The following is a 6,208-nucleotide window of genomic DNA, read 5'->3' on the forward strand; positions in this document are numbered from 1 at the left end:
CCGACCCGCTGTTCAGCGATGCAGTAGCCTCTGATGGCTCCGATCATCTGCAAGGCAATCGGGTCGCGGAAGGTGGCGCTGACCGTCTGCTCGAACGTCGCACCGCTTGAGCGCAACGATGAGCATCGATAACGAATGCCGCCTCAACCACAGGCGGCATTCGTTCTATTCATGCATTACAACGCTGCTCTAAACCGCACTCGGCAGCACAGCCTTGTCGCGATCGCGGCTCTTGAATGTCGCCCAGAAACACAGCAACACCGCCACGGAAAAACCGGCGGGGAACAGCCAGATGCTTCTCCAGTCATGCCCTGCGCTTGATGTGAAGTGGTCGGTAATCCGTCCCGCGATCCAGAAACCAATCAACATGCCCAATCCGTACGTAGCCAAGGTGATCAAACCTTGCGCCGAGCTGCGGAAGCGTTCCGGTGCCTTGGCATCGGTGTAGATCTGCCCGGACACGAAGAAGAAGTCATAGCACACGCCGTGCAGGGCAATGCCGATCAGCAGCATGAATGCCTGATCGTCGTTATTGCCAAAAGCAAACAGCACGTAGCGCAACGCCCAGGCAGCCATGCCGACCAGCAGGGCGATCTTGATGCCGAAGCGATGGATGAACAGCGGCAACAGCAACATGAACAGCACTTCCGACACCTGACCGATGGCCATCTTCGCTGTCGGGTTGGTCACGCCTATCTCGGCCAGAAACGGATTGGCATTCTGGTAATAGAAAGCCAGCGGAATGCAGATCAGGATCGAGGCGAGGAAGAACACCAGATAGCTGCGATCCTTGAGCAAACCCCACGCATCGACGCCGAGCATCTGCTTGAGGCTTGATGAGCCGGCTGCGCTTTTCAGCGGCGCGGTGTTCGGCAGGCTGAAGCTGTAAAGCCCCAGCAACAGCGACGCGACGGCGGACATCAGGAACGTATTGCGCAAGCCTCCGACCGCGATGCTTTGCTGCGAGTCCCAGGCGAACACGAAGCTGATCACCACGCCGGCGACGATCCAGCCCACCGTGCCCCACACGCGAATGCGCGAGAACTCCAGCGCCGGGTCTTTGATCTGGCGGAACGCCACGGCATTCACCAGTGCCAATGTCGGCATGTAGACCATCATGTAGGCGAGCACATAGGGATAAAACGCGCTGAAGTCTGCCGCGCGATAGAGCTGATAGAGCAACACTGCGCCAAGCAGATGCAGCACTGCCAGAATGCGTTCGGCATTGAAGAAACGGTCGGCAATCAAGCCAATGACAAACGGCGCCAGAATCGCGCCCCAGGATTGCGTGGCGAAGGCCATGCCGACCTGACCACCGCTGGCGGCCAGCGTTGTCGCCAGAAAAGTGCCGAGGGTGACGAACCAGCCGCCCCAGATAAAAAACTGCAAAAACATCATCACGCTGAGTCGCGCATTCATTACGTTCATTTCAGATCACCGTATTGTTTTTATGTCGGTAACGCGGATGAATCAATCGTCAGTCAGACCGAGCAGGCGTCGGTTGGAAGCAGCGTCAGCGCTGACTCCGGCGAAGTCGTCGAAGGCCTTGGCGGTCTTGCGGATCATGTGTCGCTCGATGAACGCCGCGCCTTCCGCCGCGCCCTGTGCGGAGTCTTTCAGGCAGCACTCCCACTCCAGCACGGCCCAGCCGTTGAAGTCGTATTGGCACAATTTGCTGAAGATCGATTTGAAATCGATCTGGCCATCGCCCAGCGAGCGAAAGCGCCCGGGACGCTCGACCCAACCCTGATACCCGCCGTAGACGCCGGAGCGCGCATCGGGGCGGAACTCGGCATCCTTGACGTGGAACATGCGGATGCGTTGGTGGTAGCGGTCGATGAAGCCGAGGTAGTCCATTTGCTGCAGCAGCAGGTGGCTCGGGTCATACAGAATTGCGGCGCGGGGGTGATGATTCACCGCTTCGAGAAACTGTTCGAACGACGCGCCGTCATGCAAGTCTTCGCCGGGATGGATTTCGTAGCACAGATCAACGCCAGCCTCTTCGAAGCAGTCGAGAATCGGCAGCCAGCGTTTGCCCAGTTCGGCGAAACCTTGCTCGACCAAACCGGCCGGACGCTGTGGCCACGGATACACGTAAGGCCAGAGGAGGGCGCCGGAGAAGGTCGCATGGGCCGTAAGTCCCAAACGCTTGCTGGCACGAGCGGCCAGTTTCAACTGCTCAATGGCCCATTCGGTGCGCTCCTGCGGCTTGCCGCGCAACGCTGGCGGGGCGAAGTCGTCGAACAGGCTGTCGAACGCCGGATGCACCGCGACCAATTGCCCTTGCAGGTGCGTCGACAACTCGCTGATCACCACACCGGCGCGGGCGCAGACTGCGCTGAGTTCGTCGCAGTAATCCTGGCTCTCAGCGGCGCGCTGCAAATCGATGAACCGTGTGCCGAGGGTCGGTACCTGGATGGCTTTGTAGCCTTGCGAGGCCGCCCACTCGGCAATGTTGGCGAGGGAGTCGAAAGGCGCTTCGTCGGCGATGAATTGCGCGAGGAAAATCCCCGGACCTTTCAGGCCAGTCGAATTTTGCTGATCACTGTTCATTGTGCTGGGCTCCTGTCAGTGGGCCGGGGATCTCGCTCCACTTTTCATTGCCAAGGTGATTGGCGATGGCGGTTTCAATGAAGGCCATGCCGCGCAGGCCGGTCTCGATGCCCGGTACGCCCGGTGCTTGATGGCCCTCGGCGCCATGCACAATCGCTTCGGCGAGATTGCCGTACAGGTTGGCCATGGCTTCCAGATAACCTTCGGGATGCCCCGCAGGCAGGCGCATGCGTCGGGTTGCGGCGGCACACAGCCACGGCTGACCGACCCCGGAGCGCAGAACGCGCATCGGCTCGTTCAACGGTCGATGAATCAGGCTGGCCGGTTCCTCTTGACGCCATTCCAGGCCGCCCTTGTCCCCGTAGACGCGGATCTTCAGCGGGTTTTCCTCACCGGCGCAGACCTGGCTGGCGAGCAATACACCACTGGCGCCGTCGCGCATTTTGAACAGCATCGCCACATCGTCATCCAGTTGCCGACCCTCGACATGGGCGCCGAGCATCGCGCTGATGAATTGAATCGACTGGCCGGTGACGAACTCGGCGAGGGAAAACGCATGGGTGCCGATGTCGCCGATGCAGCCGCCGATCCCGGATTGCGTCGGGTCGTCGCGCCAGCCGGCCTGCTTGTTGCCTTGCCCGGCGACATCGGTGCTGAGCCAGCCTTGCGGGTACTCGACGAGGACTTTGCGCACGCGCCCGAGCACGCCGCTGGCGACCATTTCGCGGGCCTGCCAGACCATCGCGTAACCGAGGTAGGTGTGCGCCAGCCCGTAAATTCGCTGGCTGTTGATGACCACCGAGCGCAGCGCCTGCACCTCGGCGAGGTTCAGCGCCGCGGGTTTCTCGCTGAACACATGAAAACCGGCGCTCAATGCCTCACGGGCAATTGGTGCGTGCAGATGATTGGGAGTGACGATGACCAGCAGTTGCATGCGCTGCTCGGCGGGCAGGGCGGCCTCGCGGGCGAGCAGGGTTTGCCAGTCGTCGTAACAACGCTCGGCCGCGACACCCAAGGCCGCAGCGGTGCGCTGATTATTCTCCGAGTCGCGGCTGAATGCGCCGCAGACCAGTTCGAAGCGTCCGTCGAGGCCGGCGGCTTGCCGGTGGGCACGGGCAATGAATGAACCTTCACCGCCTCCAACAAAACCCATTCTTATTTTTGCGGCAGCGTACATGGCGGTCGTCTCGGTAGCTGGATGCAATGTTGATATGTGATGTAACCGGTTACATCGTGGGCGAAATCTAGGCTTGAATTAGCCGAGTGTCAAATGGCAGCGGATGATCGACAGCGTTTCGATCGCTCGTCGCCTGCGGTAAGCTCCGCGCCTGATCGGCATGAATCAACGAGGTGGTTTTGTCCAATATTCGCGAAGTGGCTCGGCTGGCCGGGGTTTCCGTGGCGACGGTTTCGAGGACTTTGAAATCGCCCGAGCGCGTGCTCGCGCCAACCCGTGAGCGCGTGATGGCTGCGGTGGAGCAGGCCGGCTATCGGCCGAACCTGATGGCCGTGCAGTTTCGTTCGCGGCGCACCGGCAATCTGGTGATTCTGGTGCCGACCATCGCCAATACCTTCTTCGCCCGCGTCATCAGCGGCGCGCAGCAAGCGGCGCAGGCGGCCGGTTATCGCCTGCTGCTGTGCGACACCCAGGGCCGGGAAGAACTGGAGCGACAATTCGCCGAGCTGGTTTACGCCTATCAGGCCGACGGGGTGATCCAGTTGCGCGCCTTCGATCCTTTCGAAAACGCTTCGGCCGACGCCGATGTGCCGCCGATCGTTAACGCCTGCGAAGTGCTCAAGGCCGGGCGTTATCCAACCATCAGCCTGGACAACGTCGCCGCCGCCAAAGCCATGACCGAACACCTGATCGCCTTGGGACACCGACGCATCGGCCTGATCAAAGGCTCGAAAAACAGCCCGCTGACTTTGGATCGATTGGCGGGTTACGAAGCGGCATTGCGCGAAGCCGGGATTGCCTTCGATGAAGCACTGATCTGCCATGGCAATTTCAGCCTCGAGGCCGGTTTTGCCGGCGCGCAAAAGATGCTCGCATTGGCCGAGCGGCCGAGCGCGCTGTTCTGCGAAAACGATGAAATGGCCATTGGTGCGCTCAAGCGCATCCGGCAGGCCGGGCTGCGTGTGCCCGAGGATATTTCAGTGGTGGGTTTCGATGACATTCCCATGGCTGCGTACTGCGATCCGCCGCTGACCACCATCTCGCAACCAGCCGAGGCCTTCGGGGCCAGGGCGGTCGAGATGCTGATTGCGCTGATCGAAAAACAGCCGCTGACAGAGCGGCATGTCGTCTTGCCGTTCGAGCTGACGCCACGCAGCAGCACGGCCCGCATCGACAACTTGGGCAAGCGCTAACCGAATCACGCCGCTGGCGGCTTCGCCAGCGCAATCCCCGCCGCGCCCAACCGCTTCAACACCTCAAACAACAAATCGCTCTTGGTCAGCCCGACAATCCTCGGGCTGCCCACATAGCCGGTGACCGTGAGGGTTATGCCGTCCGGCGACAATTTGCTGAAACGCACGAACGGCGCCGGTTTATCGAGGATGGTTTCGTTCTCGTGATACGCATCCAGCAGCAGCTGTTTGACCTGCTCAGGATCGATATCCAGCGGGAACACCAGCTCCAGCGATGCCACGCCTTGAGCACTGCCGCCGAGGGTAACGTTGCGCAGGTTCTGCGAGATCAGTTGCGAGTTGGGCACGATCACGATCGAGCGGTCGCTGAGCTGGATTTCCGTGGCACGCACGTTGATCCGGCGGATGTCGCCCTCGACGCCGCTGATGCTGATCAGGTCGCCGACTTTCACCGGGCGCTCGGTGAGCAGGATCAGGCCGGAGACGAAGTTCTTGACGATCTCCTGCAAGCCAAAGCCGATGCCCACCGACAACGCACTGACGATCCACGCCAGATTGGTCCACTGCACGCCCAGCGACGACAGCGTCAGCAGAATTACAAAGGCGTAGCCGATGTTGGAAAACAGCGTGCTCAGTGACGCGCACATGCCCGGGTCCATGTCGGTCTTGGGCAGGAATTCGTTGTCGAGCCAGCGGCTTAATGCACGGATCAGCCAGATGCCAATCAGCAGTGCCAGCAGTGCGTTGAGCAGATGCGCCGGGACAATATTCAGCTTGCGCAAACCGGCGCCGCCAAGAATCGACATGATGTTGGTGACCAGTTGGCCAAGCGTGGTACCGATGCCGCCGACAAACAACGAAATCAGCGCCATCAGCATCAGGCCGGCGCGGCTGACGCCGGACAACAGGATCGACGTCTGCTCAAGGCGCCGATCGCTGACGCCGAGCAATTGCTTGAGCGCCTGGCCGCTCGCGTGTTTCGGCGAAAACAGGTGCTCACAGGCGTCCTTGACCAGCTGAATCAGCAAGTAGAAGCCCGACAGCACGACATAGCCCCACACCAGCTCATAACTGATGAACCGTGCCAGCGAAACATAGCCGGCCAGCAGCGCAATGGCCGTCACCAACATCGAGAGACTGGCGACGCTGTAGATCAGCCCGGCGAACACGCTGTTGGTCGCCGATGGGTCATTGGCTGCGATCAAGGCCTTGCGCACTTTGCCGACGCGCAACAGCATCGTGCCGATGATCGCCAGCACTACCATGGAAATCACGCCGCGCCCGG

At 60.9% G+C, this 6,208-nt stretch carries 5 protein-coding genes; 1 reads left to right on the top strand and 4 read right to left on the bottom strand.

Annotation, left to right across the window (positions count from 1 at the left end; genetic code table 11):
- Window positions 1-189 precede the first annotated feature (189 nt).
- The 3 genes from OQK_RS21715 to OQK_RS21725 are packed head-to-tail and all read right to left on the bottom strand — an operon-like array spanning window position 190 to window position 3,706.
- On the bottom strand, window positions 190-1,428 hold the full coding sequence (locus OQK_RS21715) for a nucleoside permease (RefSeq protein WP_024012527.1): 1,239 nt from the start codon (window positions 1,426-1,428) through the stop codon (window positions 190-192).
- 42 nt (window positions 1,429-1,470) lie between these two features.
- Window positions 1,471-2,553 (bottom strand): sugar phosphate isomerase/epimerase family protein, encoded by a 1,083-nt coding sequence (locus OQK_RS21720; RefSeq protein ID WP_016774249.1) that lies wholly within the window; start codon window positions 2,551-2,553, stop codon window positions 1,471-1,473.
- Window positions 2,543-3,706 (bottom strand): Gfo/Idh/MocA family protein, encoded by a 1,164-nt coding sequence (locus tag OQK_RS21725; protein WP_016774250.1) that lies wholly within the window; start codon window positions 3,704-3,706, stop codon window positions 2,543-2,545. Before OQK_RS21725 ends, OQK_RS21720 begins: the two co-directional genes overlap by 11 nt.
- A 203-nt stretch (window positions 3,707-3,909) precedes the next feature.
- Here OQK_RS21725 and OQK_RS21730 point away from each other — a divergent pair, with 203 nt between their 5' ends.
- The gene (locus OQK_RS21730) at window positions 3,910-4,923 is read left to right on the top strand and encodes a LacI family DNA-binding transcriptional regulator (RefSeq protein WP_038861533.1); all 1,014 of its coding nucleotides are present in this window, start codon (window positions 3,910-3,912) and stop codon (window positions 4,921-4,923) included.
- A 5-nt stretch (window positions 4,924-4,928) separates the two neighbouring features.
- Here OQK_RS21730 and OQK_RS21735 read toward each other — a convergent pair.
- Window positions 4,929-6,208, bottom strand: a 1,280-nt coding sequence (locus OQK_RS21735) for a mechanosensitive ion channel family protein (protein ID WP_016774252.1), incomplete at its 5' end; no start/stop codon positions are given.

Source organism: Pseudomonas sp. R62, assembly GCF_000257605.1.
In the GTDB taxonomy this organism is placed as follows: domain Bacteria; phylum Pseudomonadota; class Gammaproteobacteria; order Pseudomonadales; family Pseudomonadaceae; genus Aquipseudomonas; species Aquipseudomonas atacamensis.